The 18,917-nt window shown below is 57.3% G+C and carries 21 protein-coding genes and 2 tRNA genes; 11 read left to right on the plus strand and 12 right to left on the minus strand.

Annotation, left to right across the window (positions count from 1 at the left end; translation table 11 throughout):
* Positions 1 to 8 precede the first annotated feature (8 nt).
* Positions 9 to 1,001 carry a site-specific integrase gene (locus RBH20_RS13170; protein ID WP_306710461.1) on the minus strand — a complete coding sequence of 331 codons (993 nt, stop codon included), beginning with the start codon at positions 999 to 1,001 and terminating at the stop codon, positions 9 to 11.
* Between the two features lie 442 nt (positions 1,002 to 1,443).
* On the opposite strand from RBH20_RS13170, the gene RBH20_RS13175 reads away from it, so the two are divergent.
* Both RBH20_RS13175 and RBH20_RS13180 read left to right on the plus strand, forming a co-directional pair.
* Complete coding sequence (locus tag RBH20_RS13175) at positions 1,444 to 1,770, plus strand: PhiH1 repressor (RefSeq protein ID WP_373567958.1); 327 nt, start codon at positions 1,444 to 1,446, stop codon at positions 1,768 to 1,770.
* Positions 1,771 to 1,787: 17 nt separating this feature from the next.
* Positions 1,788 to 2,084, plus strand: coding sequence for a winged helix-turn-helix domain-containing protein (locus RBH20_RS13180; protein ID WP_306709303.1), 297 nt, complete (start codon positions 1,788 to 1,790; stop codon positions 2,082 to 2,084).
* Positions 2,085 to 2,135: 51 nt separating this feature from the next.
* Here the strand turns inward: RBH20_RS13180 and RBH20_RS13185 are convergent, their stop codons facing one another.
* Both RBH20_RS13185 and RBH20_RS13190 read right to left on the minus strand, forming a co-directional pair.
* Positions 2,136 to 2,735 carry a hypothetical protein gene (locus tag RBH20_RS13185; RefSeq protein WP_306709305.1) on the minus strand — a complete coding sequence of 200 codons (600 nt, stop codon included), beginning with the start codon at positions 2,733 to 2,735 and terminating at the stop codon, positions 2,136 to 2,138.
* Positions 2,736 to 3,102: 367 nt separating this feature from the next.
* Positions 3,103 to 3,357 (minus strand): hypothetical protein, encoded by a 255-nt coding sequence (locus tag RBH20_RS13190; protein WP_306709308.1) that lies wholly within the window; start codon positions 3,355 to 3,357, stop codon positions 3,103 to 3,105.
* Between the two features lie 497 nt (positions 3,358 to 3,854).
* Here RBH20_RS13190 and RBH20_RS13195 point away from each other — a divergent pair, with 497 nt between their 5' ends.
* The 8 genes from RBH20_RS13195 (at position 3,855) to RBH20_RS13230 (ending at position 11,405) form a co-directional block, all read left to right on the plus strand.
* Positions 3,855 to 4,364: a type IV pilin N-terminal domain-containing protein gene (locus tag RBH20_RS13195; protein WP_306709310.1), complete on the plus strand. Its 510-nt coding sequence runs from the start codon at positions 3,855 to 3,857 to the stop codon at positions 4,362 to 4,364.
* A gap of 124 nt (positions 4,365 to 4,488) precedes the next feature.
* A complete protein-coding gene (locus RBH20_RS13200; RefSeq protein ID WP_306709312.1) occupies positions 4,489 to 4,920 on the plus strand; it encodes a hypothetical protein in 432 nt (143 codons plus the stop codon).
* A gap of 5 nt (positions 4,921 to 4,925) precedes the next feature.
* A complete protein-coding gene (locus RBH20_RS13205) occupies positions 4,926 to 5,156 on the plus strand; it encodes a hypothetical protein (RefSeq protein ID WP_306709314.1) in 231 nt (76 codons plus the stop codon).
* Entirely contained in the window at positions 5,153 to 6,976 is a 1,824-nt protein-coding gene (locus RBH20_RS13210) for a hypothetical protein (RefSeq protein ID WP_306709316.1), read from the plus strand. Before RBH20_RS13205 ends, RBH20_RS13210 begins: the two co-directional genes overlap by 4 nt.
* Before the next feature lie 6 nt (positions 6,977 to 6,982).
* Entirely contained in the window at positions 6,983 to 7,534 is a 552-nt protein-coding gene (locus RBH20_RS13215) for a hypothetical protein (RefSeq protein WP_306709318.1), read from the plus strand.
* On the plus strand, positions 7,531 to 8,325 hold the full coding sequence (locus RBH20_RS13220) for a hypothetical protein (protein WP_306709320.1): 795 nt from the start codon (positions 7,531 to 7,533) through the stop codon (positions 8,323 to 8,325). Before RBH20_RS13215 ends, RBH20_RS13220 begins: the two co-directional genes overlap by 4 nt.
* Entirely contained in the window at positions 8,318 to 9,493 is a 1,176-nt protein-coding gene (locus RBH20_RS13225) for a hypothetical protein (protein WP_306709322.1), read from the plus strand. The genes RBH20_RS13220 and RBH20_RS13225 overlap by 8 nt, the downstream gene beginning before the upstream one ends.
* A 616-nt stretch (positions 9,494 to 10,109) precedes the next feature.
* Positions 10,110 to 11,405, plus strand: a complete 1,296-nt coding sequence (locus RBH20_RS13230; RefSeq protein ID WP_306709324.1) for a hypothetical protein — start codon at positions 10,110 to 10,112, stop codon at positions 11,403 to 11,405.
* A 206-nt stretch (positions 11,406 to 11,611) separates the two neighbouring features.
* Here RBH20_RS13230 and RBH20_RS13235 read toward each other — a convergent pair whose 3' ends face one another.
* The 6 genes from RBH20_RS13235 to RBH20_RS13260 all read right to left on the minus strand — a co-directional run bounded on the left by RBH20_RS13235 (position 11,612) and on the right by RBH20_RS13260 (position 14,442).
* Positions 11,612 to 13,375 (minus strand): MarR family transcriptional regulator, encoded by a 1,764-nt coding sequence (locus RBH20_RS13235; RefSeq protein WP_306709326.1) that lies wholly within the window; start codon positions 13,373 to 13,375, stop codon positions 11,612 to 11,614.
* A gap of 2 nt (positions 13,376 to 13,377) precedes the next feature.
* Positions 13,378 to 13,521, minus strand: coding sequence for a hypothetical protein (locus RBH20_RS13240; protein WP_005537266.1), 144 nt, complete (start codon positions 13,519 to 13,521; stop codon positions 13,378 to 13,380).
* Positions 13,518 to 13,715 carry a sigma-70 region 4 domain-containing protein gene (locus RBH20_RS13245; RefSeq protein WP_306709329.1) on the minus strand — a complete coding sequence of 66 codons (198 nt, stop codon included), beginning with the start codon at positions 13,713 to 13,715 and terminating at the stop codon, positions 13,518 to 13,520. The genes RBH20_RS13240 and RBH20_RS13245 overlap by 4 nt, the downstream gene beginning before the upstream one ends.
* Positions 13,712 to 13,942 carry a hypothetical protein gene (locus RBH20_RS13250; RefSeq protein ID WP_306709332.1) on the minus strand — a complete coding sequence of 77 codons (231 nt, stop codon included), beginning with the start codon at positions 13,940 to 13,942 and terminating at the stop codon, positions 13,712 to 13,714. Before RBH20_RS13250 ends, RBH20_RS13245 begins: the two co-directional genes overlap by 4 nt.
* A 172-nt stretch (positions 13,943 to 14,114) precedes the next feature.
* Positions 14,115 to 14,189: transfer RNA gene (locus tag RBH20_RS13255), tRNA-Ile, on the minus strand.
* A 180-nt stretch (positions 14,190 to 14,369) separates the two neighbouring features.
* A tRNA-Asn gene (locus RBH20_RS13260) sits at positions 14,370 to 14,442 on the minus strand.
* A gap of 95 nt (positions 14,443 to 14,537) precedes the next feature.
* On the opposite strand from RBH20_RS13260, the gene cca reads away from it, so the two are divergent.
* Positions 14,538 to 15,938 carry a CCA tRNA nucleotidyltransferase gene (gene cca / locus RBH20_RS13265; RefSeq protein WP_306709334.1) on the plus strand — a complete coding sequence of 467 codons (1,401 nt, stop codon included), beginning with the start codon at positions 14,538 to 14,540 and terminating at the stop codon, positions 15,936 to 15,938.
* Here cca and RBH20_RS13270 read toward each other — a convergent pair.
* Genes RBH20_RS13270 through RBH20_RS13280 form a run of 3 tightly spaced genes read right to left on the minus strand, consistent with a single transcriptional unit; the run spans position 15,917 to position 18,884 of the window.
* A complete protein-coding gene (locus tag RBH20_RS13270) occupies positions 15,917 to 16,924 on the minus strand; it encodes a histone deacetylase (RefSeq protein ID WP_306709337.1) in 1,008 nt (335 codons plus the stop codon). The two genes, cca and RBH20_RS13270, sit on opposite strands and share 22 nt — an antisense overlap.
* Positions 16,925 to 17,362, minus strand: coding sequence for a histone (locus RBH20_RS13275; protein ID WP_306709338.1), 438 nt, complete (start codon positions 17,360 to 17,362; stop codon positions 16,925 to 16,927).
* 55 nt (positions 17,363 to 17,417) lie between these two features.
* Positions 17,418 to 18,884 carry a single-stranded DNA binding protein gene (locus tag RBH20_RS13280; RefSeq protein WP_306709340.1) on the minus strand — a complete coding sequence of 489 codons (1,467 nt, stop codon included), beginning with the start codon at positions 18,882 to 18,884 and terminating at the stop codon, positions 17,418 to 17,420.
* Positions 18,885 to 18,917 lie beyond the last annotated feature (33 nt).

The following is an 18,917-nucleotide window of genomic DNA, read 5'->3' on the forward strand; positions in this document are numbered from 1 at the left end:
AGTCATTGTTACACCTCTGGAAGGTAATCGCGGCGCTGTTCGGACTTTTCACGCTCGCCACGTCGGTCGTAATGCTTGTCGAGAATCTGGTCGCTCGCGTTCAGTCGGTCCGACACTACACGGCACGGAACATCCTCACGCCGATACGCGGTAACCCTGCCACTCCGAACATCGTGCGGTGATCGAGCAGACGGACACGTTGAAGCCTTCTTATTCGACGTGGCTTCGCACTCCTCCGGATCGCGGTCATGCGGGCATTCCGCTCCCCGCCAGCATGGCCGAGTAACCCTGTACATCGTCGTCCGGAACGTCGACGTAGAAGCACGACCCTGAGAGGTTGTAATGAGCGGCCGACGCCCATGCTCATCGAAAACCGACTCACGCGGGCCGTCGATGTAGTCCTGTATGACAGTAGCAACGTGTTCACTGATAGCGTTCCAGCGTTGACCTTTCTCCCCGTTCTTCAGCGGCGTATCGGACTGTGGGCGATGGACAAACTGGATACCTGGATTGTCCTGTTCGAGCTCGCAGTCATCGATATCCAGTCCACGAATCGCACCCATGCGGGCTCCGGTGTGCCACAACAACAGAGCGATGACGTGGACCCTTGATGCGTACTTGTACATCTGGAGGTAGTCGAGAATCACATCGGCGCGCTCGGGGTCGAGCGTAGACGCGCTCACCTCACCAGCGTTGCTGATAGTCGGGAGCGGGACCTTCGTCCGAAGATCCTCGGGAACTGCATCTACCTCAGCAGCGAACCGGAGGAACGAACGGACCGTGGCCAGCTGCCCTCGGAGGGTTATGGGCTCAATCTCCTCGCGATCTTTGCCGTTTCCTTCTCGCCGCCAGACGCGATAGGCGTACAGGTCCCGACCTGAAAGGTCGTTCAAGTTCTCAATACCCTCTTCGCGGCAGAACTGTTCAAAGGCTTCCAGTCGGTACTCCTGTGACTGGATAGTAGATTCCGTCAGTTCGTCCTGCCGAGCCTTGAGATACATATCGACGGCGCGGCTCGGTTCCAGTGGTTGGAGTTTGTTACTCACGCCTTCTCACCTCCACGCACTGGCCGTCCATCGTCAAAGCTCCGGGCCGCACAGTCTGAACAAGTCGGCTTGAGAGTCCGTGCATCAATCCCGTCAGCGTCAGCTCGACAGGTAGCGCAACTGCCGTCGTCAGAACTATTCGATTGCGATGCTTCGCTGTTCGTGCGGGGCTGTAACCCCGTGATGGTGGATTCGCTCATCTTCCAATAGAGCGCGAAGCCACCTTTTCGGGCGGTGTACCAGACCGCCCGTTCATCACGAACCAAGGAGAGTCATCTTCAACCGAATCAGGTGCTTCGCATATCCACAAATAGGCCATTTATGCATAAATGCATTGATGACCTTAATTTGAATTGTTAGTGAGAAATAAGATAGTCTATACTCTTGTGGGAATTGAATGCGTCAGTCAGGATCTTGGATGACTATCTGGGATGATCGAATACTGGAGATAATCCGCGAGGAGGAATCAGGAACCTCAACAGAACTCGCAAAGCGGGATGAGATCCATATTGCCCAATCAACGGTTTCTCGCCGACTACAGAAACTTGGCGAACACGACCTCCTCCGCCCTCTCGGAAATGGAGTTTATGTCCTCACTGACGAAGGAGAAGCGTATCTCGAAGAGGAATACGACGCTGAAAGAGAGCGCTACATCAACAGTGGCGGATCTTCCGACGGAGAAAATGGTACTGATGCAGCTGACGGTCCCGGAATCAACAGCTGACGACGTTGCCCTGAATCATGTCACGCAAGCCCGCCAAATGGATGGTCCCGCTCGATGAACGAATCCTCGAAATACTGAAAGCCGAAGGCTGGTCATCACCGCGATATATTGCACAGAAGGTATCGCTCCGTGCCTCTGTGGGCCGCGTGCGTGAGCGCTGCAAGATGCTCACCTACGCACAGATGATCGAACCCTTGACGCCACAGTTCCAGAACTACGACATCACGGGCTATGGACTGCGGTATCTGGAAGGACGGTTAGATGCCAATAACCAGCCGAGGCCGTCGGCAAAGAAGGTTCTGAGAGGGTATTAGAGCAGAGAGAATTACGCACCTCCAAGACACAATGTGGAACGTAGAGCCGTCTTACGACCCGAAGAGCTCATAGACATCGGTGGTGAGTGATTCCGGTGTGGCGTAATCAATCGCACCGACTATGACAGAATAGACTAGTAGCATATAGCAGAGAATTATTGTCAACAATCCTAACGATAGGAGTGACTCACCAGGGATCGGCAAGGTGAGTGATCCGCCGAGTGAGAAAACGCCAAGGAACACAGGTATCGACGCAACCGTTGGGAAGGCAAGTGCGACGATACCGAGCTGAACGTAGTGTGGTTCAAGTGCATCGCTGACGGATAGGCCTGGATCAGCCTCAAGAGTTACATCCGGTGGACAAGGCCAGTCGGTCTCGTCGTGGTCCCACCAATAAATGCGGCCAGTCCCGGCCTCAAGCGAGTTACAGAACCCGCGCTCTTCCAGATCTTTGAGTTTGTCTTTCACGACCGCTCGCGACCAGTCACCGTCCAACTTTTTCATGACCGCCGAGCTACTCCAGATCGGCCGTTCCTGTGACAGTATGAAGTCGGCGACCTCTGCTGTCAGTAGCTCATTGACTTGAGTGTTCGAAATGTCGGTCTTCAACTCTTCTCTAGCCTCATCTGGGAGGTTGGTGAATCGTTCCATGACTATGGTTTTTGGATTGCGAACGCGGGTCTTCGGGGGTCCGAATACCAGATTTTGGATTCGGAATACCCTGATCTACAATGTCCTAAATGTCCCTCTCAACCCTTGATTCTGGTGATGCCTGTAATGCATCCAATCGGAAGAGGTGTATCACAATGACAGACACAGCAGCACAACTACTCGGCGTCTTCGCGTCGATATTCTGGTTCACACTCTGGACCGTATTGTCCGGTTCTCTTCCCGGCGAACCATCCTTACTCATCAATCTCGGTGCCGTGGTGTTCGGGATTATCATTGGCCTGGTGATGTACATACAGACACGGAATCGGTAACACACTAATCAATAGCTGATAAGATCCAGAATCTGCTATTTTTCGATTGTTACGGACTGTGTGGCCTCAATCTCATAGGTTCCAGGGATAGACAGAGTTGCAGCAATCTCCCGTTTCTGTTGGATGGTAAAATCATCTCGACGCAACACCGTCTGTATTCGCTCGTCGATTCGCCAGGAAAACTCAGCAGAACGCATGAGTGCTTTCGTCTTGTTGCAGTCCCAGAACTCGGCGGCCTGCTCGATGGTGTCTGTACGGTGCGCGTGCTTACCGTCTTCGCGGATTCGCATACTGGCTGCTCGTGAACACGAGGTCAAAAGAGAGGTATTCTCGAGTAACTCGAAGCCCGATTACTGATAAAGACCGCCGCAGCCCATGCCCATCGCTCGCCAACACCTTTCACTCACCTCACGACACCCACCGGAATATGCACACGGTTAGATCCTCCTCGTGTGCATATCGCGTCGAGTGCGATCTTCGAGCTGTGACTCCGTGGTTCCTAGTCAAAGATCAGTTTTGTGGCGTTAGAATCGATTTCAAGGCTACCTTGTAGCATTCTGAAAACGGAATCAATATCAGAAAACTCCTTGAAACTACGTTTGCGGGTTGGTTCCCGCTGAAATCAGAAGGGTAATACTGGTTTCCAAACCAGGGGGTCAGATCCAGGCCCCCCTTGGCGCACACTTTCAATTCGGCCTATATCGGCTTCAAGCCAAGGTTGAACAGTGAAATGTTATCCTAACAGTAAATTGGTTTTAATATGATATGCAGATGCAGAGTAGACGCAATGGATTTGAAAGAGCTATTCCATGACGATGACGCCGTCTCCCCAGTTATCGGCGTCATCCTGATGGTGGCAATTACAGTGATTCTTGCGGCTGTCATCGCATCGTTCGTACTCGGCCTCGGTGATCAGGCTCAGCAAGCAACCCCACAGGCCAGTTTCTCATTCGATTTCGATGAAGGAACTGCGCCTTCTGGTGTATCGAATCAGGGTGTCCTCTCAATAACCCACGACGGTGGTGACACGATAGAGGGCAATAGCTTGTATATTCGCGGGAGCGGGCTTGGTTCAGGTAGTTCCGATAACTGGAATAATTCTGGCGCACCCACTGTAAACGTCGTCTCAGAGAACAGTTCCCAAGCATGGATCGGCCATTCCGGAGAAAGCGAAGTTAGTGCAGGGAACAGTATCAAAGCGGCTGCAAAAGACACGTATTCGCTCCGTGTTATTTACGAGACGCAAGAGGGTGACCAGTCCGCGACTCTCGCGGAAGATTCTGGTCCTGAAGCATAATCCAAAGTCGCTTTTATTTTATCATACTGGATAGCAACAGCTACCGGTATTCTGAGTCAACGACCTATCTTTTACCGAAACACGCGAGCCTGTCTCTCGTCCGCTTGAAGCGGACGAGTACCCTATGTTCGGAAAGATAGACATCGAAGACGCCCTGGCTGGTGTGATTTTCACCGCCAGCGCATTCGTCACCAACGGTATCGCTTCGATCAGTATGCTCGGCTACGACCTCGGCGCGTCCGTGTTCACCGTCCAAGGCACGAGCATCGACCTCGCGTTTCTGCTGTCGCTCGCTGCCCTGGCGATGGCCTACGCCACTAACCGCGTGAACGAGAGTCGGAACAAGAACTACCAGATTGACACCGACCTCGTCGAGATCGCCAAGGGCTCGGCCACTGTCGAAACCTACCTCGCGCTCGGGACGCTCGTTATCGTTCTATTCACCGGGCTGAACATCCTCGGCGCGCAGGATATCGTGGTTGGCTCGGCCGCTATCGGTCTTGTCGTCGTTGGCGTTGAGGCCGCCGGCTACTACGTCATCAGTTACCTGGGGTGAATCCGATGGACCGTATTCTCAGCTATGGGCTTGTGGGCACTATCGGCGTCTCTGCCTCCACGATTGCCTCGGCTGTCGTCGGTGATCCCTTCCCTGTTGTCGTCCCAGCCATCATCGCGGCCGGCGTCATCGGGGCACACCAGGTCAAAGAACGAGACACTGCAGCTGGTGCTGACGATCAAGATGTGCGCGCCAACGTCGAGCAGGTCGAAACCGACGGGGGGCGCGAACAGTGACCCGCGCCCACTCGGTCCTGCTCGCCGCGCTCATCGTCTGTTCTGCCGTCATCGGGGCCGCCGGGCCCGCACTGGCACAGTCGACAGAGACGGCCACCGACAGCGGACCGGTGACGAAAACATTCGAGACAGGCCCGCACAAGGTCAAGATTGACCTCTTCGATGTGTCCTCAGAAACGACCATCACCGTGATTACGGACGAATCGCCCGCTGGCGACAACACGGCGATTCTGAGAAAGACCGTTAGCGGCTCTCACAACAGCGCGCACTTCCGAAATGCTGGCGCGTATGAGTCGTTTACGGTGAAGGTCGAAGGCGCTGATGGACCAGTGTCTATGTCGAAGGGAGGCGTTACGAACGCATGGAAACCGGGCGACGACGGCAAGTTCTTGGGAGATACAGGAGGAGACCCGGGATTCCAGTACGAACTCAGTGAGCAAATCGGGGAATCGGTCATGCCGCAGATCGTGCAACTCGATAGGACTGGGATCCCAGGCTCTACGACCGTCAACACGACCGAGACAGATGCTCAGCAGAGCAAGGTCGATATCTACCAGTCTGCCCAGAACAGCAAAGCACAGGGGGAGTTTTATCGGACAACTTTGGACAACTATTTGTCCGATACAAAAACCCAGGCCCGTATTATCGGGAAGAACGCATACATCCGGTCACTGAACAAGGGAGACAGCAAGGCAGCCGCTAAAACCTCGGCAAAGCAGGCGGTCAACGATTACTACTCAGTCAAACAAGCCAACCTCATCAGACACTGGAATCTGAAGGTCCAGCACGGCGAATATCTCCAAAAAACTGTCTCAAACGAGTCTGGAATCTCGTCGGACTATATTACCCTTGATCTGGTTGATAACTACGATACCGGCCACGTTGAGGCCCAGTCTGTCGCGTTCGATACCGGGACCAGAACTGTCACCTTAGTTAATGGAACCAGTATGAGCGTTGACACCGTCGATATTACCGGCCATGCGTTTACTGACGCGGCATTCTCCTCGACTGCTTCCTCGTCGGTCGGTCTAACTGACCCGTCCCCGAGTTTCGGATTCCCCGAGGATGGTGTTGCTGGTGGTGCTCGCAGCATCCAGATTAAGCAAAACGACGTTGTTAGTCAGAACTTGGATTATATCGAGTTCGGTGCTGACTACCAACGATTCTCCGAGATAGAGGCACAAAACGAGGCTGTCCTGAGCGATATGGAGACCCTCGCAAATAACACGTATAGCGCCTATCAAACCGGAGAAATCAACAATAGCGACCTTGTTGATCCTTACGTTCTGGCAAGCCAGCAGTCGGCAGGCGACGAATTCCAAGGCTGGGCAGCCAGCCAACTCACGTTGATGGGCACCAACTCACCCGAGAATTTCGACCAGATTGGGAGTTTCAACATCAGCACTGAATCTGGACAGCAGTACGAGGGCGTGCTGTTCTCGCAGGAGAACCCTGCCAGCGGTCAATTCGAGAACGGAACGACCTACAACCCCAACCAGATTGGCGGCACGCAGTACGTCGTTACCAGTGACCGAATCGTGGAGCTACAAAGTAACTTCACGGTAGACAAAATCACCACAACAGACGGAAAGAACGTCCAGAACGTCACAATCCAGAAAACGACGTACGAGACGACCAACGTCACCGAACTCAAACAGCAATATGAGGATCTTGCCTACAAACGCGCACAGATTGAAGCCCGTGAGAAGGCACTGAAACAATCCGCTGGAGGTGGCTTGCTTGGTGGCGGCAGCGTTCCGCCTGTCGTCGCGCTCGCCATCATTGGCACACTGCTGGCTATCGTTGTCCTGCAGAACTAATCACCCATGCGCTCACTTTTCTTCGCCGCGTTGCTCGTGGTCAGTCTCGGCTGCGTCAGCGCCCCGACCGCCGCACAGTCCGCGGGCAACCTCCCCGCCGAAACACCCGGCCCACAGCCCACAGCCAACGCCACCGACACCACCCGTATCGACGGACAGACCGAGATCATCGGCTCGGAGTACCTGCCGAACGAGAGTATCGCTCCCATCACTCTCCGGTCGAGCGCAGTTCAGACCGTGACGATCTCCGACGCCGGCCGCTTCCAGGAAGGCGGGAAGATTCCCGTCCGCACCGTCGCTATGCGCTCGGACGACACCGCCACTGTCGAGCTTCCCGTCACTGAGAAGGACGGCTACGTTGGTGTCGCCATTTCCACTGAGAACACCCCACTGTACGCCGAGATCGTACAACAGCCGTCCGGTGGTGGCCTGGATATCCTACGTGCTCTTTCGTCGTTGCAGGCGTGGCTCGCTGGGGCAACTGTCGCGTTTGTCTGGATGATCGTCGCCGGCTACAACGTAATCCGCGGCGAGAACGGCCGTCCGGAGGTAGCATGAAGCCCGCACCGACCTTCCAGAACAACCGCGACCGGCTCGTCTACCTGCTGGCTGAGTACAAGCTACTCATCGGCGGGATGTTCGTCGGTGCGGCCGTGCTGTTCGCCTACTACCAGCCACAGCTGCCGACCCTGCCGACATGGATTCCCGCCGTCGCCGTCGGCTGGCTCGTGCTGGCGATTCCCTGCTATCTCGTCGGTGCGAAGATCGCCCGCTGGCTCCGTCGCCGCAACTGGGTCGAAGTCCATCACGTCAACGCCGTCGAAGACACCACCGAGAGGTACTACGTCCCGCCGGAACTCTGGCGTGAGAAAGAGATTGACGGGCCAGACCCGTACCCAGTCAACGGCGGCAGTGCGTGGGCCGTCCGCGAGTACGAGTATCTCGAAGACATCGGCCAGCTCCGCGTCGAAGGTGTCTGGCTCGAAGGCTGCCAAGATACGCAGTTGATGACCAGCAAGAAACAAACGCAAGACATTCACGGTTGGCTTATCGACCGCGCCGAAGAACTCGCCGCAATCCGTGGTCGGTGGTCCCGTGGGTCCGTCGAGCTGCAAAAGAAGCTCGTCACCGCTGACGCTGAAGCCAACGAGCGCGGCCAGATGATCCAAAAGACAGCAGCGAAAGAGACCTTCGGCGACCTCATCGAAGACGGCGAAGATCCCGAAGACGCGCCGACCATCCACGACCTCACCGATGCGCCCGACCCTACGACGGATGCGGCTGTGGGCTATGGGCAGGACGAACCGACCAGTGAGCAACCACAAGAGCCACGACTAAACGATGACTGACGACGGTAACGACCTCTACACGCCCGCACAGTTCCGCGAGTATCAGGACGGCTACGGCCAGCGTGCTCCAGACGAGGTACACCAGCACGCCGGAATCGTCCGCGATGAGAAATTATCCCGCTACCTCTCGATTCTTGAAACTCATTACGACCCCCGACACTGTGATCGGCCGGAGAAGATGCCCGGCCAAGTGAAGGACCTCTCTCACGTTCGAGAGATAGTCCGCATCGAGGGAACCGAAACGGCACGGCGGGCCGTGGCCAACGGCGATATGCAGTCGTTGAAGCACTTCACCGGAGACGCCGGCCAGCGGGCGGATATCTCCGGTATCAAAGCCATCGACCAGCTCCGGGCACAGATGACCGGCCCCGCACCGATGTTCTACGAATGGGCCGAACCCGGTACTGGCAAGTCGAACTTCGCCTGTCTGCTGGGACAGCTCTGGAAAGAACAGCACGCTTCGGATGCGCTCGTTGCATCGAACATCCGCACACTCGAAGAGACCGATGGGTGGACCGACTCGAACGGCGACCGTCGTGACGGCTGGCTCGCTAACTACGGTGAGCTGAACGAATGGCTGAAACAGGACGGCGATCCCATGCACAACGAGCAGGTCCCGAAACTGTTCATCTTCGACGAGGCCAGCAGCAACGCGGGCGGCAGCGGGTCAGACGGCTACGAGACGAAGACGAAACTCGGACCACTCACGTACAAGATCCGCAAGTACGGCGGTTCGCTCATCATCATCGGCCACGACGGCCGCGACGTACATCCGCTGGTTCGGGAACTCGGTGTCTGTGTCCACAAAGAGGGGCTGAAAGAAGCGACCTTCTACGAAGACGTACGGAACCGGAAGGGCGTCAACCCGATCTTCTCCGTGTCGGGTATCCCCGAAACGGACTGGCGCTACGATGACAATGAACCGACGACGTGGTCGTGGTCAAGCGGCGAGGACGACGGTAACGAAGTGGACCCGGAAGACCTCTCTCGGAAGCTTGCGATCTACACGGTCATCACGGCTAAGGAGTCTGAACCGGACAGACCAAATCACGAAATCGCTGATTTCGTGCCGTACAGCGCCGAATGGGTCCGCCAGCGCTGGAACGAGTATCAGGACGATGGCAAGCACCGAAATGTAGTTGGTGAGGTGACGGAGCTAACCGCATGACAGCGACAGTATTCGACCAATCCAACAACAACCAACCCCCCGGCGCACCCCTGTTGTTGGCCCATGGCGTGCGCTCGCGGTGCGAGCACGCGCGAGCCATGGGCAGCAGCCGCGAACAGCCCGGAGGAGTATCTATATATGACGCACGCGAGGTGCGCGAATGAGTCGCAGCCACAAGGCAAATCACTACGGTACGCTCGTCGAGCGTAAAGCCACCGAGCGGTACAACCTCGAATTAGATCGGTGCAGCTGGCACGACGCGAAGCGACCAGACGGAACGCCGGTGGAAATCAAGGCCGCGATGCATCGGCATGCTGACGGCCAGCCTGGGACGTTCAAACTCTATGACCAGTATCACGGGAGGTTGCGGGCAGCGAATGGGTGGTACGTCTTTGGAACCTATCGGATTCGTGGTCAAGGCGTAGAAGTTCTCGACTGGGAGATACGACATTCGTCACGGTTACCATATTTAGATTGGCATGGTGGTGGAGAACATCGGAACGCACGACAGTCGAAAGTAAGTATATCCGACATTTATAGGTGAAATATATAAAACTAATAGTTGTAGACTAGACGTAACTAATTTATATTTTGGTGGAATTTATATTTTTGATAGATGGATAGTAGTAGTCAAGATGAGGATAATTCTATACTATATGAAGAAACATCTCGACAATTGCAAGAACAAATCGAGACAACGAGGGCAGCAAAGGTACATGGGGCCAAAATAATTAGAATAATTGCAACACTACTAACTATATTATTAGCGATTACAAGTACTCTTATAACAGTTTTATTATCAGATTTAGTGAGTCTAAACGAATTAGATGTTTCTATTAATCAGTCTAAATTAGTTGAGACCTTCGGCTTATTTTCTGAGATACAATATACAATACTATCATTCTTCATAATATTCGGCCTATTATTTTATTTTAATAGATTATTCCAAGAGTTGGGTACATCATTCAATGAATCACTGAAAATAATGTCTCCTATTGACATACAGCGGGGTGCTGATCTTGGAGAATTAGAAGATAAGAATTCACCTTATTCAAAGGGTATCTCAGATGACGTAATTGAGAATAATATTGAGATAATAAAAGACAATGCTAAAAAAGTGAATGATATACAACATCGGTGGGAAATAAGCCACTCATCTTTAGTTGATATGTTATATTCGTCAGTATTCTTCGCATTACTCTTGCTGTCGCTAGTTGTGAACCATGGAGTCGCAATATTATGTGGAAGCTTGCTTCTAATGTACTTACATTATCGCTGGGTATTGAAAAATAATGGGCACAAAACATTCAAAAACATTACAAAAAACCACTATATTATTGATATCTCAAAGATTCTTTCCGCGCTGTTGATTTCCACTCTGTTGTATGCTACGCCGGGAGGGGGGGGCGTACTCCCTAGACTTCTTGTATTATTAGGATTGGTTCCTCCGATAATTGCATGTTATCGTTTTTGGAAGAACTTCTCAGGTGATGAGATTGTCAGATATAGTAGCAAAGAAGTTTTTCTTGCCACTTATTTAATGATACTGTTCATATTTTTATTAGGTAATGATAATATCATGGATAGTTTTCCACTCACCCTATTAGGAGTCCTGTTTATTCTTTCGTTTATTTATGCAATGATCGCGGCCGTGGTTGGAGCCTGGAGTGGAGCCTATCATCTTAGTGAAAAATATGGATTCAGTGTATCAGGACTTGGAATTATAATATCAGTGGTCTTCGTAGCATTTGGTTACCTGATCGAAGATCCGGGAAGCTATATTCTATATATTTCCGGCATATCAAGTTTAGTCTTCTTTTGTTGGGCAATCTACGATCTATACAGCAGAGGGGTTGAAATCACAGAGACAGAGGGAGTTTTCGATAGTTTTAGCCGTAACCGGCAGGAGTGAACGGTGTATTTTGGAGAAGTGGCATTAGCCACACGACTAAGGGGAACCCGGAAGCCTGCGCACCGGGTTCCCCCTGATCGCGCGGCTGGGTGACGTGACCAACGGGAACGAACCCAGCCGCGCGACACGCGATTTTCGGGGAAAGGGCACAGTATTGCCGCAAAACTATTGTGTTGGACAGTGATGCCTCTATTCAATGGGCGTGGCTACCCGCCGTGCCACTCGTCGGCGGGCGGGCAGCCAGCCGCCCGCCATGCCTCAAAGTCGAAGCCCTCGCGGCCCTTCTCAGCCGCCCGCGCTTCGCGCAGGTAGTCGCCGGAGCGGTATGCTGTCTCGAAGGCTTTCGAGAGGTCACGAAACCGCTCTCGGCCGGTCTCCGCAGTCTCAACGACGACGTGAACACCGTAGGTGTTCTCCTCGACACACTCGGTGTATGCCGTCTGGATTTCGCGCATGATGGTCTGTGCTTCCTCGAAGTCGGCTGGCGTGTAGCCCATCTTCAGCACTTTCCGACAGTCGTCAGCGTCGGTTTCCGTGATTGCATACTCCCGTCGAATTCGCGCCCACCGTGACCGGGAGCGTTCTTCGGCCGCGTCGGCCAGTTCCATCGTAGCGCTCCCGATCTCCTGCTCGAAGCGCTCGCCCGCCGCGCGGACCCGCTTCAGTAGCTCCTGCTGGATCTTCTTCGAGGACAGTTCCATCTCGCCGTAGGTGTGCTCGATCAGCCCCTCCATCCGCTGGATGACAGTCCGGATAGTCCGGTACGTGTAGCCCGTCTTCTCGGCTGCCTTCTGCGGCGAAACCTTCCCACCGTCGGTGAGTAGCAGTTCCGTCACGTCGCGGTCGGCAGTGGTCATGTCTCCCCAGAGTTGCATCACGCGGTGCTCCTGGTCGTTCTCGATCTTCGGCAGCGGGCACTGGACGAACTTCCGGGCTTCCGTCGTATCCCGGATGTTCCAGAACGGATCAAAATCGACGAACACACTGCTCTCGGCACTTGTCGCCAGCCCACACCAGTCCAGACAGTTCAAGATCGTCTCTTCGAGTTCACGCCGGGCGTCGTCGAGGTTGTCCCACCGAACGGTCTGCTCGGTTCGGCTGGTCTGGTAGGACACCTCGAATTTCGGATGGTACATCGGATGATCCGGTTCGTAGTTGTCCGGGTGGTTCGGGTAGTAGTGTTTGAGTTCCTTCCCCAGCCCATGCCCACGGACCAACTGGTCGGCTTTCTCGTCTTCGACCGTGGCGGTAACATAGTAGCCGGGCAGTTTCGTGTTGTCTTCGACGTGCTTGCGATACCCCGAGCGGTCACCCTGAATGAGTGTGTGACAGCGCGCTATCGGTCCATCCGGCGCGTACAGCGGCCCGCTGTCTTCGCGGTGTAACCGGACGTAGTAGGCCAAATCGTTGATGTGACTGTCCGGGTGTGGCTGGTCGAAGTACCGCGCGGCAATCCCGTAGGCGTCCATCACGCGCTTCACGAGCGACAGGTACCGCTTGTGGGGGATATTGGACGCCTGTACCTGCACGTCGATGTAGGGCTCGCCGTACTGTGGTACCGAGACAGGTTCCCCGTCAGCCGTGAGATTCGGCCACCGTGGACGGACAGTAATCGTCCCGCCCTTCACGCGCTTGTCCCGATCTGCCCGCTTCCCCTCGTAGGTGGGCGAGTCCTTCGAGACAAAGTAGAACTGGAACTCACGGACGTTCTGGATCTGGAACTCCGGGTTGTCCCAGGCATCCAGACCGCTCTCAGAGTAGTCGAAACAGGTGGCCCATGTCTCACCTGCGAGTTCGATATCGCGCGTGGGTTTGCCTTCGGTCTCCCAGCGGTCGCCCCACTCCTTGATGAGCGAGTCCATCGCGTAGTATGGTTTCAGCCCGTAATCCGGAACACCGGGATCGGGATGCACGCCAATGGTAAAGCGCAAGTCGCCCTCATGAGGGGCGCACTTGAGGTGCCGCGACATCCCTACCTCCCGTCCTCGATCTCCGCGACGGCCTGCTCGACTTCGGCCTGACTCTTTGCGAGAGGTTGGAAGTTTGTCCAGTCGAAATGAAGGGGCTCGCCCGCTTCTACGTCGTACAGCTCCGAGGCACGAACGAACCCCTTCATGCTGAAGTCACCTCTACTTTCTCGCGGGCTCGGCGGAGCAGATTCCCGACAGTACCGGGAGATCGGCCAGTCTTCCGGGCGTACTCGCGCGGCCCATGCTGGCCCATGCCTACGGCTTCGTAGACCTCTCGCTCGGCGTCAGTCAGCTGCGACAGATCCGGTTCGTAATCGAAGAGCGATGACTGTGGGCTCACCGCCAGTCACCTCCGAAACACTCCGGGTTCCCACAGAGTTTGTAGTGAGGGCGATACGCGGCAATGGGAACCTCTGTGAAGTCTGCATCACTTCGGTAATCAGCTTCGGGACAGGCGGGTGTTGGCTCATCAGCGTCCGGATTGAGGCGGTGTAGTGTGTCCGCGTACTGCGAACGGTTCCGCACGCCCTTCTCAGGCAGTGTAGTGGGCGCTGACGCCTTACTCATCGCCCGCACCTCCGGATCGCAAAATCGCCGGACGGCGGCGACCCCCAACAAGAGACGTGTTGAACTCAGAATTTAGCGGGGGTGTCTTCGCAACCCAATTCTGCCGTTCTCCCTCCGCTCGGACACCTATCGCTGCCGGTCCGCGTGGGATTCGATTCAGGCAGAAACTGGATGGGCCCTGCCGGATTTGAACCAGCGCTCAATCGGTTATGAGCCGATCGCTTTAACCAGACTAAGCTAAGGGCCCTTCAGAATGGTGTTGATGAGTCCGCATCTTTAGCCTGTCGGGTTGGAGTGGTGGGGTTCGGAGATGCAATCGGCCAATACAGAGAGCTCCGGCATCGGCTGTGTATGTCATCATCCAGCGCCTCCAAAAGCCGACAGCGGCGGAGTCGCAGCGCTCGTCATTTAATGAATGAAAGAACGACGCCACCGCCAGGGCTCGAACCTGGGACAACCTGGGTAACAACCAGGTGCTCTACCAACTGAGCTACGGCGGCGCGAACGCATTCAATCATTGCCAGAGTTGGTAATTAGGGCTTTCGTTTCCAGTCGGCATCGACACGCTTTCACGCACTTGTGCGCAAGCGGCGGTATGAGCGATGAGTTCGACGCCGTCGTCGATACGGTGCGAGCGCGGGTCTCGCCCACTGACGACGAACGAGCGCAATTACAGCGGGTTGCCGACGCGGTGATGGCCGACGCCGAAGCAGCCATCGCCGACCTCCCGGTCGAGGCTGAGGTCGTGCAGGTCGGCTCGACGGCACGGGGAACGTGGACCGCTGGGGACCGAGACGTGGACGTGTTCGTCTGCTTTCCGCCGTCTATCGAGCGTGAAACGCTGGAGGAGTACGGGCTGGCCGTCGGGCACGACGTCCTGCCCGATGGGCGCGGAGAGTACGCCGAACACCCCTACGTCGTCGGCGAGCGCGAGGGGTACGCCGTGGACCTCGTGCCCTGTTATGCGGTCGAGGACGCCACAGAAATTCAGTCCGCGGTCGACCGGACACCGTTTCACACCAGATACCTGCAGGAGCGACTGGACGACACCAGCGCAGCAGAGGTGCGGGTGGCAAAGCAGTTCCTAAAGGGGATCGGCGTCTACGGGAGCGACCTCCGGACGCGCGGATTCTCGGGCTATCTGACGGAGCTGCTGGTGCTTGAGTTCGGTGGGTTCCGGGCGTTCCTCGAAGCGGTCGCGGACTGGCACCCGCCGGTTCGGCTGGACCCCGAGGACCACGGGAGCGAGACGTTCGACGACCCGCTGGTCGTCATCGACCCGACGGACCCGGAGCGCAACGTCGCGGCGGTCCTGTCCGAAACGAACGTCGCCACGCTCCAGCACTACGCCCGGGACCTTCTCGCCGAGCCGCGGGCGTCGCTGTTCACTGAAGACGACCCGGACCCGTTCGAAGCAGCGGAGGTTGAAGCCGCGGTGTCACAGCGGGAGACAACGCCGGTCGCGCTTCGCTTCGCGGCCCCGGATGTCGTCGACGACCAACTCTGGCCACAGCTCCGGAAGTCCCTCGGCGGGCTCTGTAGCGAACTCGACCGTCGTGAGTTCGAGGTCCTGCGATCGGCTGCGTTTGTCGAGGACGGAAGCGGTGAGGCGGAACCGGTGGCCAACGAGAATCAGGAACGGGACGCCGTTTTGCTGCTCGAATTCTCCGTCGCCGAGCGGCCGGCTGTCGAGCGCCATGAGGGGCCGCCGGTGCACGTCCGCGAGCACGCGAGCGGGTTCTTCGAGAAGTACGACGATGACCCCGAGGTGGCCGGTCCCTTCATCGACGGCGACCGATACGTCGTCGAACGGCAGCGAGCGTTTACCACAGCTACTGGGTTCCTGTCGAGTGATGCCGTCTACGACGTTGGGCTGGGACGGCGGATCGAGTCGGCGCTGGAGAACGGGTACGAAGTACTGGTCGGCACAGATATCGCAGTGCTTGCCGACGGCTTCGGTGTCGACCTAGCGAGCTACTTCGATCCGAAGCCCTGATCGGCGAGTTCATCGAGAACATCGCGGGCGTCGTCGCTGACATCATCGTCCGGCTCCATCGGCTGGTAACCGTCGAAGACCTCGTGAACGGTTGTAACCGAATCTGAGAGCGTATCAAGTCCGTAGCCGCCTTCGAGAATGACTCCCAGCGCAGCGTCACAGGCGTCTGTGAGCGAGCGCATCCGGTCGGTCATCGCGCCGTATCCCTCGGTCGAGACACGCATCCGTGAGATGGGATCGTGTTCGTGTGCGTCGAAGCCGGCACTGATGAGCAGCAGGTCGGGGTCGTAGTCCTTAATCGCCGGCGCAATGCACTCGTCGATTGCGGCGAGGTAGTCGGCGGTATCAGCACCGGGCTTGTACTTCACGTTGAGATTCGTGCCGTCGGCGTCGCCCTTGCCGGTCTCTTCGATGTCGCCCGTCCCGGGGTAGAGCCCGTCTTCGTGTATCGAGGCATAGAACACGTCCGAACGGTCGTAGAAGATGTCCTGTGTGCCGTTCCCGTGGTGAACGTCCCAGTCGAAGATGGCAACGCGGTCAGCGTCGGCTTCAAGCGCCGCCTGTGCGGCGACGGCCGCGTTGTTGATGAAACAGAAGCCCATCGCGTCGTCGCCCACAGCGTGATGGCCGGGCGGCCGGCCGAGAGAGAACGGCGTATCTCGGCCGGTGTTGCCATCAAGCGCGGCTTCCGCCGCCCAGACGGCGAGGCCAGCTGACGCGAGTGCAGCGTCCCACGTCTCCTCGACTGCGACGGTGTCAGCATCCCAGTTCCCGCCGCCGTCGTCGCAGAACTCGCGGAACTCCGCGATGTAGTCGGTGTCGTGGACCGCACGGACGAGGTCGAGGTCTGCGTCGTCGGCGGTGACGTACTCGACACCGTGGTGCTCCTTGAGCGCGCGCCGTATCGCTCGAAGTCTGTCGGGACTCTCCGGATGTCGCGGCCCGGTGTCGTGGTCCAGACAGACCTCGCGGTAGCCGAAGTTCATTCAGTAGTACTGTTCGAGTTCGAAGTACGTTTCAACGTCAGCTGCCTTGATCGTCCGGCGGTCAGCATGACGAGCCAACGTAGCGGCCGCGGCGGCCGTTTCGTCGGCGTACGTTTCGAGAAGCGACGCGAGGGCGACGCGGGCATCCATTGCGACGCGGTAGTCGTCGTCGATGTCGAGCCGTGCGATGCGGTCGACCGGCGCGACGGGGAGTTCGAGGCCATCCTTTTCGGGGACCTGCTCGATGCCGAAGTCGGCCGGCATCAGCGTCTTTCGCCCGTCCGTGGTGGCCTCCGTGGCTGCTGTGACGGCAAGTGACGCGCCGTAGTCCTGTATTCGACGAGCCAGTTCCTCCGCAGCGTCGGCACTCACCCGGAGCCCGTCCGCGTTCCGCCGAATGACAGCATCCACCGGTGCGAACGGTAGCTCGACACTCATACCCAAACCCGGGAGTGTTGCGGTCTTAAGAGTTTCCGTAGCGTCGCTCGGCGACTCAGAACACGTCCTCAGCGTGAAGCCGGTCGTCACGGAGTTCGCCACGGACCGTTATCTCCTGCCCTAACTGCACGCGCTCGCCGGTTTCGACGCTCATCGTCTGCTCGCCGTCGTCGAGTACGACGGGGTCGCCGGTCTGGACAACGGTGCCGGTAAACTCCACCTGCTGGCCGGCACTCTGTGCGCCACCGTCCGGAGAAGTGTCGCCGGTGCCGGCGCTGGCTGCGGCCGCCTCGTTGCCGCTGCTGTCAGCGTCAGTGTCATCCCCCTCGTCGCCAAAGGAGGACAGTCCGGCGTGTTCGGCATCGGTCGTCTCAGCGCCGGCTCCGCCGCCTGCGCCACCAGTCGCCAGATCTGCCCCGTCGTCGAGCACGACAATCGTGGAGTTCCAGCTCGCCGATGCTTCCTTGTCGTCCTGCCAGCCGTCCTGAATCTCAACATCGGCCGCGAGCACCTCGTCGCCCGGTGCAATGTCCTTGTCTGCCTTGTCGCCCCACAGCGCCACACGGATGTCGCCCGTCGCGTCCTGAATGCGAACGTTCCGGACCTGCCCCTCGCTGCCGTCGTCCCGGTCGAACGTCCGCTTGGGGTCGGCCGAGCGGACGACGCCGGCAATATCGGCTGTCTCTTCGAGTTCGACTTCCGCGATAGGGTCCGCGTCGGGCTCGAAAGCCACGTCGTCTTCCACTTCGTCGACAGCCCCCTGATCGCCGACGTGGAGTTCAAGCGAGCCGTCCCGCTCGCGAACGTAGCCGTCGATTATTTCCACAGCCGCGCCCGCGTCGAGTTCATCGGCGCGGTCGGCCCGGTCGTCCCACAGCGTCACGCGGATGCGCCCCGTCTCGTCGCCGAGTGTGAGGTTCGAGACGCGCCCCTCACTGCCGTCGTCCCGGTCGAACGTCCGGATCGAGTCGGTGTCGAGCACGAGCCCGCGCAGCGTCACGTCGGACTGGCCCATCGTCAGCGCGTCGATGGACGAACCAGCGCCCGGCTCCACGTCGATTGTGGCGTCGTCGTCCGGTTCCGCCTTATCGACGGACACCTCCAGCCCGTTGTAGCCGTCTTTCGGCCGGCCTTTGACCCGGAGTACGTCGCCGACCTCTAGTTGTCCCTCGTCGATGTCGACGGCCTGGCCGTCCCAGAAGGCGAGCCTGAGGCTCCCGCTCTCGTCGGCGGCCTCGACGTTGATGACCCGGCCGTCCTCGTCCTCGTCGTCGCGTTCGAAGGTCTTCAGGTCGCCGATGGCCATCACTTTGGCGAGGAATTTGACCTCGTCCATCCCGGGTTCGATATCGGCGATGGCGTTGACCTCGTTCTCGTTGAGTTCGTGGGCCAACAGCATCGCGGCCGTCTCTTCGTCGGCGAGCCCACCCATCTGCTCGACCTTCTCCTCGACGGCCTCGCGGAACTCCTCCTCGGGGACGTCCGTCTCTAGGTCCTCGTAAATGTCCTCTATCGCACCCATCTATCTATGGGACGCTGGGCTGGGGCGCGCTTA

The organism is Haloarcula sp. H-GB4 (assembly GCF_030848575.1).
In the GTDB taxonomy this organism is placed as follows: Archaea; Halobacteriota; Halobacteria; order Halobacteriales; family Haloarculaceae; genus Haloarcula.